This is a genomic window from Sulfitobacter sp. 1A13496 (assembly GCF_043557225.1).
Lineage (GTDB): Bacteria > Pseudomonadota > Alphaproteobacteria > Rhodobacterales > Rhodobacteraceae > Sulfitobacter > Sulfitobacter faviae.
Genome location: NZ_JBIFFP010000003.1, coordinates 42,799 through 57,867 on the forward strand (window position 1 = coordinate 42,799; position 15,069 = coordinate 57,867).

The 15,069-nt window shown below is 64.1% G+C and carries 14 protein-coding genes and 1 tRNA gene; 7 read left to right on the plus strand and 8 right to left on the minus strand.

The features are described from left to right. Positions 1 to 66 precede the first annotated feature (66 nt). From ACGYLX_RS08915 to ACGYLX_RS08925, 3 genes are all read left to right on the plus strand, one after another. Positions 67 to 834, plus strand: a complete 768-nt coding sequence (locus ACGYLX_RS08915) for an ABC transporter ATP-binding protein (RefSeq protein ID WP_394443613.1) — start codon at positions 67 to 69, stop codon at positions 832 to 834. Further along, entirely contained in the window at positions 827 to 1,633 is an 807-nt protein-coding gene (locus ACGYLX_RS08920; RefSeq protein WP_394448772.1) for an ABC transporter permease, read from the plus strand. Before ACGYLX_RS08915 ends, ACGYLX_RS08920 begins: the two co-directional genes overlap by 8 nt. A 290-nt stretch (positions 1,634 to 1,923) precedes the next feature. Beyond that, the gene (locus tag ACGYLX_RS08925; RefSeq protein ID WP_394448775.1) at positions 1,924 to 2,838 is read left to right on the plus strand and encodes a D-amino acid aminotransferase; all 915 of its coding nucleotides are present in this window, start codon (positions 1,924 to 1,926) and stop codon (positions 2,836 to 2,838) included. 42 nt (positions 2,839 to 2,880) lie between these two features. Here ACGYLX_RS08925 and ACGYLX_RS08930 read toward each other — a convergent pair whose 3' ends face one another. The 8 genes from ACGYLX_RS08930 to ACGYLX_RS08965 all read right to left on the minus strand — a co-directional run bounded on the left by ACGYLX_RS08930 (position 2,881) and on the right by ACGYLX_RS08965 (position 8,869). Continuing rightward, on the minus strand, positions 2,881 to 4,290 hold the full coding sequence (locus tag ACGYLX_RS08930; RefSeq protein ID WP_394448778.1) for a PepSY-associated TM helix domain-containing protein: 1,410 nt from the start codon (positions 4,288 to 4,290) through the stop codon (positions 2,881 to 2,883). A 40-nt stretch (positions 4,291 to 4,330) separates the two neighbouring features. Then, on the minus strand, positions 4,331 to 4,690 hold the full coding sequence (locus tag ACGYLX_RS08935; protein WP_394448781.1) for a hypothetical protein: 360 nt from the start codon (positions 4,688 to 4,690) through the stop codon (positions 4,331 to 4,333). A gap of 33 nt (positions 4,691 to 4,723) precedes the next feature. After that, complete coding sequence (locus ACGYLX_RS08940) at positions 4,724 to 5,215, minus strand: copper chaperone PCu(A)C (RefSeq protein ID WP_394418995.1); 492 nt, start codon at positions 5,213 to 5,215, stop codon at positions 4,724 to 4,726. A gap of 42 nt (positions 5,216 to 5,257) precedes the next feature. Beyond that, positions 5,258 to 5,629: a polyketide synthase gene (locus ACGYLX_RS08945; RefSeq protein ID WP_394448784.1), complete on the minus strand. Its 372-nt coding sequence runs from the start codon at positions 5,627 to 5,629 to the stop codon at positions 5,258 to 5,260. A 105-nt stretch (positions 5,630 to 5,734) separates the two neighbouring features. Continuing rightward, positions 5,735 to 5,809: transfer RNA gene (locus tag ACGYLX_RS08950), tRNA-Gln, on the minus strand. Positions 5,810 to 5,871: 62 nt separating this feature from the next. Continuing rightward, on the minus strand, positions 5,872 to 7,215 hold the full coding sequence (locus tag ACGYLX_RS08955; protein WP_394448787.1) for a mechanosensitive ion channel domain-containing protein: 1,344 nt from the start codon (positions 7,213 to 7,215) through the stop codon (positions 5,872 to 5,874). 71 nt (positions 7,216 to 7,286) lie between these two features. Then, the gene (locus ACGYLX_RS08960; protein WP_276154107.1) at positions 7,287 to 8,279 is read right to left on the minus strand and encodes an NADPH:quinone reductase; all 993 of its coding nucleotides are present in this window, start codon (positions 8,277 to 8,279) and stop codon (positions 7,287 to 7,289) included. A gap of 80 nt (positions 8,280 to 8,359) precedes the next feature. Continuing rightward, the gene (locus tag ACGYLX_RS08965) at positions 8,360 to 8,869 is read right to left on the minus strand and encodes an SH3 domain-containing protein (protein WP_394402513.1); all 510 of its coding nucleotides are present in this window, start codon (positions 8,867 to 8,869) and stop codon (positions 8,360 to 8,362) included. Positions 8,870 to 9,024: 155 nt separating this feature from the next. Between ACGYLX_RS08965 and ACGYLX_RS08970 the strand changes: the two genes are divergently transcribed. The 4 genes from ACGYLX_RS08970 to ACGYLX_RS08985 all read left to right on the plus strand — a co-directional run bounded on the left by ACGYLX_RS08970 (position 9,025) and on the right by ACGYLX_RS08985 (position 15,037). Then, a complete protein-coding gene (locus ACGYLX_RS08970) occupies positions 9,025 to 10,011 on the plus strand; it encodes a D-glycerate dehydrogenase (RefSeq protein ID WP_067262987.1) in 987 nt (328 codons plus the stop codon). Between the two features lie 101 nt (positions 10,012 to 10,112). Further along, on the plus strand, positions 10,113 to 11,516 hold the full coding sequence (locus tag ACGYLX_RS08975) for an FAD-binding oxidoreductase (RefSeq protein ID WP_394448790.1): 1,404 nt from the start codon (positions 10,113 to 10,115) through the stop codon (positions 11,514 to 11,516). A gap of 285 nt (positions 11,517 to 11,801) precedes the next feature. Then, the gene (locus ACGYLX_RS08980; protein WP_394448793.1) at positions 11,802 to 14,294 is read left to right on the plus strand and encodes an FAD-dependent oxidoreductase; all 2,493 of its coding nucleotides are present in this window, start codon (positions 11,802 to 11,804) and stop codon (positions 14,292 to 14,294) included. Further along, positions 14,291 to 15,037 (plus strand): hypothetical protein, encoded by a 747-nt coding sequence (locus ACGYLX_RS08985; protein ID WP_394448796.1) that lies wholly within the window; start codon positions 14,291 to 14,293, stop codon positions 15,035 to 15,037. Before ACGYLX_RS08980 ends, ACGYLX_RS08985 begins: the two co-directional genes overlap by 4 nt. The last annotated feature ends 32 nt before the right edge of the window (positions 15,038 to 15,069 follow it).

A 15,069-nucleotide genomic window follows, 5' to 3' on the forward strand; every position in this document is an offset into this window, starting at 1 on the left:
AGGGCGGTCGCGCCCGCTTGCGGATCGCACATTGCGCGCGAGGCGTTTTTGCTGAAAAAGGGCGGCATGGATCTCAAGCTTTCCTCCGTCAGCCATTATTATGGCGATACCCAAGTTTTGCGTGACATCACGCTCGACATTCCCTCCGGCCAGATCGTCTGCATCGTTGGCCCGTCGGGCTGTGGCAAATCCACTTTGCTGCGGATGCTGGGCGGGTTGGAACGCCCCAGCGAAGGCCGGGTGTTGCAAATGGGCGATGCGCCGGAGGGCTGTCTGAACCCGCTGACCTATATTTTTCAGGACTTCGCCCTGCTGCCTTGGCGCAGCGTGCGCGGCAATGTGGCGCTGGTGCTGGAGGGGCATGGGCTGGGCAAGGCGCGGCGCGAGGCGATCATCGCCGATGTCTTGGCGCGGACCAAGCTGACCGATTTCGCCGATGCGCTGCCCAAACAGTTGTCGGGCGGGATGAAACAGCGGGTGGCGATTGCCCGGGCACTGGCGGTGAACCCCGCCGTGATGCTGATGGATGAGCCGCTGAGCGCGCTTGACAGCCAGACCCGCGAATTGCTGATGGATGACCTTGTGGCGCTCTGGACGCGGCAGCCTTTCACGGCGGTCTATGTGACCCACAACCTCGCCGAGGCCGTGCGGCTGGGGCATAAGATCGTCGTCCTGTCGCGCCGTCCGGGTGAACTGCGTGAGGTGGTAGAATTGGACATGCCACTGGCCGAGCGGCGCCACGGCGATCCGGGTTTGGAGGCGCAGCAGCAGCACCTTTGGGGCTTGATGCGTGATGAGGCCGCGGCGGCGGATGCGGAGTTGATCGATGGCTGAAATGACGGATGTGAATGCCCGCGAGGTCACCTTTCGCGGCGGTGGCTTCCAGCCCGGCACGCGGCGCGGCGTGGGGCTTGCGGTTTTTGTGGTGCTGATCCTGCTGGCGGAATGGGGCACGCGCAGCGGCTTCATCTCCCCCCTGACCTTGCCGCGGCCCAGCGATGTCTTGCTGACCTTTCAAGAGCTTTATCAGTCGGGGATGCTGTTCAAACACCTCGGCCCCTCGCTGACCCGTTTGGCGGTCGGCGCGCTGATCGGTGCCTCATTGGGCATTGGTATTGGCGTGTTGATCGGGTTGTTCTCTTTGGTCCGCGCCGGGTTGGTGCCGCTGGTGGCCGCGATTTTTCCGATCCCCAAGATCGCGCTGTTGCCGCTTTTCGTCATCTGGTTCGGCATTGATGAGGCCAGCAAATACGCGTTGATCGCCTTTGGCACCTTCACGCCCACGGTGGTGGCGACCTATGCGGCGGTCGACAATGTGGACCGGGTGCTGATCCGGATGGGGCAGAGTTTCGGCCTCGGCTGGTGGTCGATCGTGTCCAAGATCGTGGTGCCCGGCGCGATGCCGGGGATCCTTTCGGGACTGCGGATTTCGCTGACCATCGCGATTATCCTGCTGGTGGCGGCAGAGATGCTGGGCGCGGAATATGGGATTGGGGCGTATATCCTGCAGGCGGGGAGCTTGTATGATCTGGAGCGGCTTTTCGCGGGCGTGGTGATCTTGTCGCTACTGGGGGTGGCGGTGTCGGCGGCTGTGGCGGTGGTGGAGCGACGTGTGTTGACTTGGCGGGTCTGAGGTTTTTGAGGAGGGCCGGCGCCTGTCCGCGGGTCGGCGATCTGACGTGAGTTTGTTCCACTTTATGATTCAACCGTGATGTGCGGCCTGCGAGGTCACGCCCAGCCCCACCAAATCGCCTACCCGCGGGGCGGGCAGGCGATGGCCCGGCGCCTGCGGCTTGATCCCGGGCCCGGGTGGTAGTCAAAACGTTGAAAGCCCAGCGCCTGCGGCTTGATTCCGGGCCGGGGTGGCAACGGCTCACCATTTGCGTATGAATACCGCAAACACCTTCACCAACGGACCCCATCATGACCGAACACACCACCACCCACGCCGCCGACGAAGACGCCCGCAACCGTGACATCAAAATCTACGTCAACGGCGACATCGTTCACCGCGACGAAGCCAAAGTCTCGGTCTATGACGCGGGCTTCATGTTGGGCGATGGCATCTGGGAGGGCATGCGCCTCTACAACGGGACATGGGCGTTCTTTGACGAACATATGGACCGCTTCTTCAACTCCTGCAAAGCGATCTCGCTCGATGCGGGGATGGACAAGGCCGGCATCGCCGACGCCCTGCGCCGAACGGCGGAGGCCAACGACATGCATGAGGACGTGCACTGCCGCCTGATGCTGACCCGAGGGATCAAGGACAAACCCTTCCAGCACCCGTCGCTCAGCACCACCGGGCCGACGCTGGTGATCATCATGGAGCATTCCAAACCCGTCGACCGGCTGCAGTCCAAGGGCATCCGTCTGGCCTCGGTCCCGCAGGTGCGCGGCCTGCCGCACAGCCAAGACCCGAAGCTCAACAGCCATTCCAAGCTCAACTGCATCATCGCCTGTCTTCAGGCCGAGGAAGCGGGCGCGGATGAGGCGCTGATGCTCGACCCGCATGGTTTCGTGAACACCACCAATGCCTGTAACTTCTTCATCGTGCGCCGGGGTGAGGTTTGGACCTCCACAGGCGACTACTGCATGAACGGCGTGACGCGGCAGAAGGTCATCGACCTCTGCCACGCGAATGGCATCCCGATGAAGGAAAAGAACTTCTCGCTCTACGAGGCTTATGGCGCGGATGAGGCTTTCCTTACCGGCACCTTTGGCGCGCAGACCCCGGTGGCCGAGATCGACGGCAAACCCATCGGCACGGGCGAGCGGCCTGTCACCAAACGCATCCAAGCGCTGTACAAAGAGCTGATCAAACAGCACACGGCCTGAACGCCGATGGGTGCCCGCCCCCGCGAAGGGGCGGGCGGCATCTTAGGAGACCATGCGCTTGAGCGCGGGCACGCGGCGCAGCAGGAGCCAATCCAGCAGCCCCACGGCCAGCAGGGTGACCCCCGCCATCGGAAAGGCCAGCGCCACCACCAGACCGACCACAACCGCGCCTTTCCACAGCGTCATATTGCGCGGCGCCGGCGGGGCAGAGAGCCAACCGGCAGGATTTGCCGGGCGGCGTTTCCACCACATCACCACGCCCGAGACGCAGAGAAAGATCACCGAGAGACAAAACAGCGTATTGGCCAGAACGCTCGGCCAACCCAAAGTGCCCATATGCAGCGCGATGCCCACGGCCATCGCCTTCCCGGCCAGCGAATAATCCGCATAGCGCACATCGGCGAGGATCTTGCCCGTGTGCCGGTCGATATGCACCGTCCGGTCGCTGGTGGGGTCTTCGGCATCGGTGTTCATCGAATCCCGACTCAGCGTCCAAACACCGTCCTCGCCGCGGGGCAGGTTCATCTGATAGCGCGCGTCAAAGCCGATCTGCCGGGCCAGCGCGTCGATGGTGTCAAGCGTGGCGGGCGTGCCTTCGGCCAATCCTGCCACCCCGGCATCGCTGCCTGAGGCGGGCATCGGGGTCTGCTCCAGCGCCCAAGGCACCTCCTTGGGCCCGTGGTTCATGCTGGCGTGGATGTCATCCGACAGCGGGGCCTCCCATTTCTCTGCCGGGAACTGGCTCCATGCCTGCACCATCTTTTCGCCCCAGATACCGGCCCAAGAGAGGCCCGAGATCAGGAAGAAAAACAGCACCACCGACACCCAAAGCCCGATCGCCCCGTGCAGAGATTTCCACAGCGCCCGTCCACGGCCCAATCGCGGAAGCAGTGCCGCCCGCAAACCAGTGCCGCGCGGCCACCAGAGGTAGAGCCCCGTCGCAATCAGCACCATGCCAAGCGAGGCCGCGATCTCGATCATGCGGTCGCCGGTGACACCCAGCAGCAGGCTGCCGTGGATGTTGTCGGCCATGTCGTACCAGCCGCTGCGGCGTGGGAAGCTGGCGAGCACTTCGGCGGTATAGGGATCGACGGCGACCATGGTCGCTACGTCATGCGCGTCCACCCGAAAGATCGCGGCCAGATCATCGGCGCGGGGGGCGACATATTGCACAAGGGTGCCACCTTCGATGCTGGCCTGCGCGGCGGCGGCCTGATCGGAGAGGGCAAGGGGCGCGTCTTGGGGCGTGACGGCAATCCGCTCTCCGTCCCGCCCACCGATGAAGGCAATCCACAGCATCACAAGCCCGGTCAGGGCGAGCATTATGAAAAAGGGGATGACATAGACCCCGGCATAGAAATGCCAGCGCCAAGCGGCGCGGTAAAAGCTGTTCGCACGTTGCGTGTTGTCGTTTTGCAGGGCTGCCGCGCCTGCAGGATCGATGGAAACCATGTGTTTGGTCCTCTGACTGAATTGATATGTGGTTTGGAGGTCAGAGAACCCGTGGCGGCGCCCTTGCGCGTTTGACAGAGGCGCGGCGCGGTTTGGGCCCTGTGGCAAGGGCAGGGGGCAGCGGTGGCGCCGGGTGAAAGGTGACGGCCAAGGGCTGCACCGCCAGCCCCCTGCGTAGGGCAGCGAGGGAGTGCTGGTTCCAGTCGCAGGGCTTGTGCTCGGGCTGCACCGGTTCGCCATCCGGCCCGATGGTCACCGTCTCCACCCCGTAGCCCGTGCACAGCACCATGGTCAGCGCGCCCTGTTGGCGCTCTGGCATGGTTCCGGGCGCGAGCGCCGAGAACGCCCCAAACAACAACACCACCGCCCAGAGGCAGAGGTGTTGAAGCGGGCCGGTCAACGCCTTGCGGCGCATCCTGCGATGGGCTGGGGCTTAGTGTTTATGCTCGTGCGAGGAGTGATCCATTCCGCCCGCGTCATGCCCGCGGCGGCTTTCGACATTGAACGTCACATCCAAGGTTCCGGCCTTTTCAAAGGTCAGGGTGGCAGGAATTTTCTCGCCTTCCTCAAAAGGGTCACCGTCGAGGCCCATGAACATCACATGCAGCCCCCCGGGTTTGAGGGTGACAGTCTCGCCCGCGGGCAGGTCGATGCCGTCCACATGGGACATGCGCGCGACGCCCATGTCATCGGTGGTCGTCTCATGCAGAGAGACTTCGTCAAAGCCCTCGGCGCTGATGCTGACAAGACGGTCGGCGGTGTCGCCGCCATTGGTGATCGTCAGATAGCCGCCGCCCACGCGGGCGGTTTTCGGGGTCTCATAGGCCATCGGGTGATCGACGGTCAAAGCGCCTGCGGTGTACTCATGCGCGGCGGCGGGCAGGGCGAGGAGGGCAGCCAAGGCTGCGGTATAGAGAGATTTCATTGTCATGTTCCATTGTCTGAGATGTGCAAGAAAGGTGGTGGCTCAGACGAAGGGAGGCCCCCGGACAGGCGGTGGCGCCCCGGCGGGACTGCGTGGTGCGCCCAAGGCGCGGGTCAGGCGGGGCGTGGCAAAGTGCAGCGCCGCGCGCGGCAGCAAGACATCCGCCGGGCTGGGCAAGATCAGCGCGTTGACGATGCGGCAGGCTTCGCAATCCAATGCCGCATGGTTCTGCCCTTCGAGCGGTCCGTCGCAAAGATCGCTCAACGTGCCGCCCGCTTGAATAAAGGCGATGAACGCCGGATCCTGCTGCACCTGCGCGGTCGCCCGATGGGCGAAAGGCAAGCTGGCAAGGGCCAGCAGCAGCAAGAGGGTCAGGCTGACCCGAAGCGAGGATATGCGCGAAACGGCGGACATGCGCCCTGATACCCCGGCTGTCGCGGCAAGGCTATAGGGCGCTTTGATCTGCGACGCGATGTCGTAGGCCAGGCGCTGTGCGGGGGGGCTATCGGGGGAGAGTGTTGGCTGGGATGGTAGGATTCGAACCTACGGTACACTGTACCAAAAACAGTTGCCTTACCACTTGGCTACATCCCAACACTGGGCGCTAACTAAAGTTCTCTGGCCCGGGGTGCAAGACCCGTTTTAAAGAAATTAGCCTATTCTTCGGCTGCATCAACAGAGAGCAGGTCTTTGCTGGGCAATTCGGCACGTTCCTGCGCGACGATGCGGGTCAATTCCCGCTCGGTTTGGGGCTCGACGGGCTGAACGGCGGCGGGATTCGTGGGCGCGGCTGCCGTTTGCGGCGAATCGACGGGCGCGTCGGAGGGGGATTCGCTTTGAGAGAGCAGCTGATAGGCCGGTGGCCCCGCAGTGAGGCCCGCCGCATCGAAGGCCGAGAGGGTCAGGCGAATCGCTTCGCTGCGGGCGGCGACAAGATCGGTGCTTTCTTGGTTGATCCAACCGGCGAATTGCATGTTGATCCAGTGATCGGCGACCTCGTCCACCCAAGCGGCGGCTTCGGGGCTGGACAGAACGAAGGGTAGGTCGTTCAGCACCTCCAGCGCCAAATCACGGGCGCGGGCCAGATCGGCGTCGCTGGCGACCGAGAGGGTGAAGGTGAACCGCCGCTCGGCGTTGCGTGAATAGTTGGTGATCCGGCTTTTAAAAACGGTGGCATTGGGGATGCGCAGGTGGTTGCCGTCAAAGGTCAGCAGGATCGTGGCACGGCTCGTCAGGCGGATCACCTTGCCGGTGTCGCCGTCGATCTCGACCGTGTCGTTAGGGCGAAAGGGCTGGCGGATCGACAGCATAATAGAGGCGATGAAATTCTCGACCGTGTCGCGCACCGCGAAACCGATGGCGAGGCCGACGATCCCCGCCGCGCCAAGGATGCCCGAGAGCAGCGCCGTGGCGCCGAGGATATCCAGCGCCACCACCAGTGCGGCGATGACAAAGGCCAGCCGGATGATCTGGCGGTAAATGTCAGCGATGAACGCGTTGGGGGCGAGCCGATCCCACGGGTTGCGCAGCCGCGCCAGCGCCAGCCCGGCGACGACGATCAGGCCAAAGACCCCAAGCGCCACCAAGGCCAGCGGGAGGAAGGCCACGGCCTGCGCCATCCGGTCGCGAAAACGCGCCACGGCGGGGTTAAGGCGCTCGGCCACATCGGTGCTTTCGCGCACCTCGTTGCGGATCGCCACCACCCCTTCGACACGGCCCGCCAAATCGTTCAGCCGCGCGGCGCTGGCGGTGTCGAGCGTGGTGCCGGTCAGCGTGACGATGCCGGAGGCGACAGAGACGCGGACCTTCTCGAACCCCTCAAGCTCGCGCAGGATGGCGCGGATGCGCTTGGCGATGGCGGCGTCCTCCGTGGCGTCGCCTTCGACGGCGATGGTGCCCTCGGGCTGGTCGCTGGTCTGCGCAAAGGCCGGGGTGAGGGGCAGCGCGCAGCTCAGCAGCAGGCAGAGGAACAGGCGGGGCAGGGCGGCGGTGAGGCGCATGGGGGAACTCCGTCAGCGGGATGGGCCACCGCCCCCGGGCGAGGGGGGCGGTGGCTTGGCCAATTAGCGCGTTACCCCTGACAATCGAGCAGCACCGCCCCGCTGCGCTGTCCGGCCTCGACCAACTCATGGGCGCGGGCGGCCTCAGAAAGCGGCAGGACCGTGTCGACGGGGCAGCGCAGGGCGCCGTCCTCCAACGCGTGGTGCAACCGGTTGATTGCCTGTTCGCGCGGGCCTGCGGGCAGCAGGTAGATCAAGATGATGTCGATGGTGACCGCTTTGAACAGCAGCGGATAGAAGGGCAGCACCGGCGACATTTCCGCCGCCGAGCCATAGGCGGCGATGCGGCCATTGGGCGCGATGACCTCGGTGTCGGTGGTGATGTTCAGGCCGAACTCCGTCTCGACGATGGTGTCGACCGGCTTGCCGCCATTGGCATCGAGCACGGCGGCGGCGAGATCGGGGTCGGCGTAGTTGAACACGGCATCGGCGCCTGCATCGCGCAGCAGATCGTTGTCGCGGGGGCTACAGGTGGCGATCACCTTGGCCCCGCCCCATTTGGCCAGTTGCACGGCAAGATAGCCCACCGTGCCTGCCCCGCCTTGGATCAGCACGGTTTCCCCGGCCACCCCGCCGCCGCCAAAGACGGCGTGGCAGGCGGTCAGCCCCGGAATGCCAAGCTGCGCGCCGACCTCGGACGAGACGCCATCGGGCAGGGGCACGGCTTGATGCGCGGGCAGGGTGATCTGCTGGGCCGCCGTGCCAAAGCCGCGTTGCCACTGGCCGTTCCAGATCCAGACCTTCTGGCCCACGCGGCTCGCATCAACGCCCGCGCCCACGGCGACGATCTCTCCCGCGCCGTCGCTATGGGGGATGACCTGCGGGAAGGGCGGTTTGCTGACGCCGGGGCGGGTGCCTGCGCGGGCCTTCACGTCCGACGGGTTCACGCCCGAATGGCTGAGCGCGACGCAGACCTCTCCGGCTTGCGGGGCGGGGCTGTCGACCTCCGACAGGCGCAGCACGTCGGCTGCGGCTCCGAATTGGTCATAGGTGATGGCTTGCATGGCGCTCTCTCCGGCTTGAATTTCGCGGGCAGAGTGGCGCATGCGCCGGGATCATGCAATTGCGGTGGCGAGGGCGGGCGTTACTCGCGCAGCTCCTTGGGGCCAACACCCCAGAGCCGCACCTTAGGCGCCCAGCCTGTAAAGCCGCCCGAGCGCAGCTCGCACCATTCCAGCGTGCATTCGCCCAGACGGGCCACCACGCCGAGTTCCAACCGTGCCACCACGGCGGCTTTGGGGTCGGGATTGATGCGCAGTTGCAGCATGTCCTGTTCGACCAGCACCGTGCGGGTGCCGGACAAAAGCGAGTAGTGGACCCAGCCGCCCATACCGTCGCGGTCTTCGACCCGGCGCCAGTGGCCATGTTCGGCGGTGATCCTCAGTGGCAGGTCGCGGCGTTTGTAGACCCAGTCGATCCGGTGCGATAGCGACGGGCCGCGGCGCACGTTGCCTTCGGAGGCTTTCATCGAAACGAAACGGGGCAGGGGCAGGTTCGTGACCTGACCACGCGCCTCTTCTGCAAAGCCGGAGGTCGGCTGTGCCAAAAGCAGCGCGCCCACCATCAGGGCGCTGCGAAAGAAAGCGGTTATCATGGAATTGCCTGCTATGCGGTTCACTGCTGTGGGTCGGTGCTGTGCAAATCTGCGGGTTATTGTTGCTCTTTTTCCGGCGCGAGTTCTTGTGCCTCGTCGCTGCATGAGACACCATGCCCGCGAAACGAGGCGACGCCAAGACCGGGAGAGCAGGCATGTCAAAGAAGCGGTTGAGTGTTGTAGTGACGCGACGGTTGCCAGAGGCCGTGGAAACACGGCTGTCAGAGCTGTTTGACGTGACCCTGCGCGAAGATGACAGGCCGATGACCCGCGAGGAATTGGGCGCGGCGATGCGTCAGGCCGATGTGCTGGTGCCCACCATCACCGATGAGATCGACGCGCCGCTAATCACCCAAGCGGGCGAACGGCTCAAGCTGATCGCCAACTACGGGGCCGGGGTCGATCACATTGATGTGGCCACCGCGCGCCAGCGCGGCGTGCTGGTGTCGAACACCCCCGGCGTGCTGACCGACGATACTGCCGATATGACCATGGCGCTGATCCTTGCCGTGACCCGCCGCATGCCCGAGGGCATGGCGGTGATGCAATCGGGCAATTGGGACGGCTGGGCGCCCACGGCGCTCTTGGGCGGGCGCGTTGGCGGTCGCCGTCTGGGCATTTTGGGCATGGGCCGCATCGGTCAAGCCGTGGCGCGCCGGGCGCGGGCCTTTGGCATGCAGGTGCATTACCACAACCGCAAACGCCTGCGCGAAGAGATCGAGGGCGAGCTAGAGGCCACCTATTGGGAGAGCCTTGATCAGATGGTCAGCCGGATGGACGTGATCAGCATCAACTGCCCCCATACCCCCAGCACCTTCCATCTGATGAACGCCCGCCGTTTGGGCCTGATGAAGCCCGACGCGGTGATCGTGAACACCTCCCGCGGGGAGGTGATCGACGAGAACGCGCTGACGCGGATGCTGCGCTCGGGCGATATCAAGGGCGCGGGGCTGGACGTCTATGAACATGGTCGCGAGATCAATCCGCGCTTGCGCGAGCTAAAGAACGTCGTGCTGCTGCCGCATATGGGCTCTGCCACGCTGGAAGGGCGGATCGAGATGGGCGAGAAAGTCCTGATCAACATCAAGACCTTCGATGACGGCCACCGCCCGCCGGATCAGGTTGTGCCCTCCATGCTCTGACCCACGAACGGCTGCGGCAACGCGGGCCTTTCGGGTGATTAATTTACAAAGATGCCGCCCGCAAGATTTTGCGGCGTGTGGATGCTATTGGGAGATAAAACGTGACGAAAATCGCAGATTTGCCGCGAAATGAGGTGGGGATCACCGCCGCGCTGGACGAGTTGCAACAAGCCTTTGGGGACAATCTGCTGACCGGCCAAGCCATTCGCGAACAGCACGGCCACACCACCACATGGATCGACACGCAGGCGCCCGACGCGGTGGTCATGGCGCGATCGACCGAAGAGGTGGCGCAGGCGGTGCGTATCTGCGCCGCCCATCGGGTGCCGGTGATCCCCTTCGGCACGGGCACCTCTCTCGAAGGGCATGTGAACGCCCCGGCGGGCGGGATTTGCATCGATGTCATGCAGATGGACCGCGTGCTTGAGGTCAATGCGGGCGATCTGGATTGCCGGGTGCAGCCCGGCGTGACCCGCGAAGCGCTCAACACCCATCTGCGCGATCAGGGGCTGTTCTTTCCGATCGACCCCGGCGCGAATGCGTCGCTCGGGGGGATGACCGCGACGCGGGCCAGCGGCACCAATGCGGTGCGCTATGGCACGATGAAGGACAACGTCCTGAGCCTTGAGGTGGTTCTGGCCGATGGCCGGGTGATCCGCACCGGCGGGCGGGCGCGGAAATCTTCGGCGGGCTATGATCTGACGCGGCTTTTTGTGGGCTCGGAAGGGACGCTGGGGATCATCACCGAGATCACCCTGCGCCTGCAAGGCATCCCCGAGGCGATGTCCTCGGCCCGCTGTTCCTTCCCGACGGTACAGGCCGCCTGCGAGACCGTGATGGCGGTCATCCAATACGGCCTGCCGGTGGCGCGGATCGAGCTTCTGGACGCCGATGTGGTCAAGGCCGTGAACGCCTATTCCAAGCTGACCCTGCCCGAAACGCCGCTTTTGCTGCTGGAATTCCACGGCTCCGAGGCGGGCGTGGTGGAACAGGCCGAGACCTTTGGCATGCTCTCGGAAGAGTTCGGCGGCAGCGGCTATGCGGCGACGACGACCCCCGAAGAGCGCAGCAAGCTATGGCAGGCCCGTCATGACGGCTATTGGGCGGTGCTGGCGCTGAGACCGGGCTGCAAGGCGGTGGCCACGGATGTCTGCGTGCCGATCTCGCGCCTCGCCGATGCCGTGGTGGCGGCCCAAGCGCGGGCGGAAGAGTTGCAGTTGATCGCCCCCATCGTGGGCCATGCAGGGGACGGGAATTTCCATGCGTCCTTGTTGATCGACATGGACGACCCCGAAGAAGTCGCGCGCGGCGAGGCTTTCGTCAGCTGGTTGGCGGAACTGGCGATTTCGATGGATGGGACCTGCACCGGCGAACATGGGATCGGGCAGGGCAAGCGGCCCTATCTGCGCAAGGAATTGGGGGCTGCGGTGGATGTGATGGCGACCCTAAAGGCGGCGCTGGATCCGCAGAATATTTTGAACCCGGGGAAGATTTTGCCGGGGTGAGATTGGGTGTTTTGCCCTGATGTTGTGCGGCGGGATGGGTCGTGCAGGGTATTTGGGAAAGGATGAAGATGGGGGGGCGGTGTGTTCTGCCTTGATGTTGTGCGGCAGGAGAGGTGGTGCAGGGTATTTGAGAAAGGATGAAGGTGAGGGGGCGCGCTGGGGCTAAGGTGGCGCTTTGGGGGAGCGGGTGAGGTCGGTTTTTGGCGATGTTGGGTCGGCTGCTGCCTGCGGGGCGTGGTGCTGCTGCGTACAACGGGAGTGGGCCTAGCGCAGGGGGATTGGCAGATGAAAACGCAAGTCAAAGCATTGGTTGTCGGGGGCGGCGCCGTTGGCACGTCGATCGCCTATCATCTGGCGAAGGCCGGTTGGGATGATGTGATGCTCTTGGAGCGGGACGAGTTGACCTCTGGCTCGACTTGGCATGCGGCGGGGCTTTTGCCCTTGTTCAACATGTCTTATGCGACGACCCATATTCATCAGTATTCGGTCGAGTTTTATAAGACGCTGGAGGCGGAGACGGGGTTGAACGCGGGCTTTGCCGTGGTGGGCAATCTGCGCATGGCCCAGACGGATGCGCGGATGGATGAGTATATGCTCTATGCCTCTACCGCCGAGACCTGCGGCGTGCCCTATCAATGGTTAACCCCCGATGAGATCAAGGCGAAGTGGCCCCTGATCGAGACATCGGATTTGAAGGGGGCGCTTTATCACCAGACCGATGGCTATATTAACCCCGCCGATGTGACCATGGCGATGGCCAAGGGGGCGCGGCAGCGTGGTGTGGCGATCGAGCGCAAGTGGCAGGCGGATGGGTTCCATTGGAATGGGACGCATTGGGAGGTGACCTGCACCAAGATGGTCGAGAAGGGCGGCAACCTTGTGCCGTCGGACGAGCAGATCGTCATCACGGCGGAACATGTGGTGACCGCGAGCGGCAACCATGCGCAGCGCACGGCGCGGATGCTGGGCATCAAGATGCCAGCGATTCCCGTGGAACATCAGTTCATCGTGATGGACCGCGATCCGGCCTTGGTCGATTACCGCGCGGCGGGCAACGGGGAGCATCCGGTGATCCGCGATGCCGATGCGCAGAGCTATGTGCGCGAAGAGCGTGGTGGCTGGATCCTTGGGGTTTATGAGAAGGGCGCGCCGGCGCGGTTTGAATATGGGGTGCCGGACAGTTTCCGGGCCGATCTGTTTCAGCTCGATCTTGAGCGGATCGAAGAGCAATATATGGCGATGAACCACCGCATCCCCTCGGCCGAGGATTGCGGGCTGAAGGATGATTTCAACGGGCCGATTTGCTACACGCCCGATGGCAACCCCTTGGTGGGGCCAGCGCCGGGGCTGCGGAATATGTGGCTGGCGGAAGGGTTTTCCTTTGGGATCACGGCGGCGGGCGGCACCGGCTATTATCTGGCGCAGATGATGGTGGAGGGCGAGTCCGAGATCGATATGGCGAGCCTCGATCCCAAACGCTACGGCGATTGGATGACCACGGAATATGCCGCGCGCAAGAACGAGGAAGCCTACGACCACGTTTATATTCTGCACCATCCGGATGAGGAGCGGCCCGCGTGCCGTCCGCTGCGGACCTCGCCTGCCTATGAGCGGCAGGCGGCGCGGGGGGCGCAATTCGGGCAGGTGAATGGCTGGGAACGGCCGAATTATTTTGCGCCGGAGGGGTTCAGCGATCATGACAGCCGCTCGTTCCGGCGCGGGGGCTGGTGGCAATATGCCGTAGAGGAAGCGCGGGCGATCCGCGAGGGTGTCGGGCTGATCGATGCCACGGCATTTACCAAACATCTGGTCCGCGGCCCGGGGGCAACGGCGTTTCTGGATTGGTTCACCTGCAACAAGCTGCCTTCGGTGGGGCGGATCAACCTGACCTATGCCTTGACCGGGGCGGGAACGACGCGGACGGAATATACCATCGTGCGTTTGGCGCAGGACGAATATTACCTTGTCTCGGCGGGGGCGTGGACGGCCTATGACAGCGATTATCTGCGCAAGGCGATTGCCGATAAGATGCCCGAGGTCGGCTATATTGAGTGCCATGACGTGACCACGCAGTGGGGTGTCTTCGCGATTGCCGGTCCGAAGTCGCGGGATGTTTTGGGCGCTTTGGTGCGGGATGCGGCGCCGGAGACGGTGTTGGGCAACAAGCGGTTCCCGTGGCTTACCATGCGCGACATCGAATTGGGCATGGTGCCGGTCCGCGCGATCCGGGTGGCCTATACCGGGGAGCTTGGCTGGGAATTGCATCATCCGATCGAGATGCAGAACCATCTGTTCGACCAGTTGGAGAAGGCAGGCAAGCCGCATGGGATGAAGCTGGTCGGCGCGCGGGCGCAGAACTGGCTGAGGCAGGAAAAGAGCTATCGCGCTTTTGGGCATGAGTTGGGCCGGGATGCGACGCCTTTGGAAGCGGATTTGCCGCGCTTCGTGGACCTGGACAAGGAGTTTCACGGGAAGCAAGCGATGGTCGGTCATGGCATCCGCGCGAAATGCGTGACCGTGCTGATCGATGGGCCAGAGGATGCCGATCCTTGGGGCCGTGAAGTGCTTTACAATGGCGAGACCCGGACCGGGCGGCTGACCTCTGGGGGCTATTCCGTGGCCTTCGGCAAGAGCATCGGCATGGGCTATGTCAAACCCGAGCATGCGGTGGTAGGCACGAGGCTGAAGGTAAAGATGCTTGATCAACTGTGGGAGGCCGAGGTGGTCGAAGACAGCCCCTATGATCCGAAGAACGAGCGCATCCGGGCGGACGGTTGATCCGGCGCGGGCTGCTTGCACTCTTTTGCGTATTGGCGCTGACGGCGGCGCTGCTGCGCGACAATCCCGTGGTCGGCGCGGCGCAGGGCTATGCCGCGGATGTGGCGACCACGGCGGCGGCCTCCTATGTCACGCTGCGCACGTTGAACGCCTTTCTCTCCACCGCGCAGGAGATCGAGGTGGGGCTGTCCTTCATCGCCTCCGGCTCGGCGCGGCCACTGAAGGTGTTGGAGCCGATTGACGACACGGTGGAGCGGATCGCGGGGCTGGTTTTCGGTGTCATGGTGGCCACGGGGGTGATCGCCGTGGCCCTTGGTCCGGTGAGTGCGATCGGGTTGGGGCTGTTGTCTGTCGCGCTGGCGGTTTGGGCTTTGAGCAAGCGCGGTCATGCCGGGCTGCCCCGGCGGTTGGCGTGGTATGGCGGGTTTCTGGGCTTGGCGCTTCCGCTTGCCTTAGTGGTGTCTGAGCCGCTGGCGGGACAGCTTACCGAAGGGGTCTATTTGCGGAACATGGAGGTGATCGAGGAGATCACCGCCCACGTCGGCGGCAGCGAGGCTTTGGGTGAGGAAGAACCGGGTTTGACGGAGTATCGGCAGCTTGCCAGCAACCTTTGGAGCCGCGCGGATGAGTTGATCGGCGCGCTTTTGGCGGTGCTCGGGGTGCATGTATTTCGGATATTCTTGTTGCCGCTTTTGTTGGTGGGCGGGCTGTTCGTTGTGGCGCGGTATTATGCGCGGGGGTGAAGGGTGGCGTGGCGTCTGGGGTGGACGTTGTG